The 451-nt window shown below is 35.5% G+C and carries 1 protein-coding gene; it reads right to left on the bottom strand.

Annotated elements, in window-relative coordinates; translation table 11 throughout:
- On the bottom strand, positions 1–392 hold a 392-nt coding region (locus tag AC3DE3_RS17360), incomplete at its 3' end, for a hypothetical protein (protein ID WP_488370866.1).
- Positions 393–451 lie beyond the last annotated feature (59 nt).

Genomic DNA, 451 nt, shown 5'->3' with positions numbered 1-451 from the left:
CTACTAGTAAAATAACCAATTTGTTTACTGCCAAGCGAAGGATCGTTTGTAATTGTTCCGCTTGGTCCAACATAAGCAGGCATACCAGAGTAAATAATTCCGCTTAATGATAACCAGTCTGTTTCACATTCTCCGTCTGTTAAAGCTCCAACTATTCCGCATGGAACGTTTACTTCTCTTAATCTCCAAGGTGGGGGTTGTCTTGAATAATCTATATATTCGATATCATTATATTGAATACCAAACGGAACTACTCCACTGGCAATAGGAGAATATTGCAATATAACAACTCCAGAAACCGTAGCGAATGATAAAATTCCACCACGTTCTTGAGTTTGTATTGCAACAAAATCAGTATTGATATTTTTAACTGTTCGAATTGGTCTTAACATTAGGAGACGTACTTCTTATAAACCTTTTAATGAGAGTAACTAACCAAGTATGTTTTTTA

The organism is Dietzia sp. IBK-p2-16D, assembly GCF_057773085.1.
This window is presented reverse-complemented; position numbering and strand designations above follow the sequence as displayed.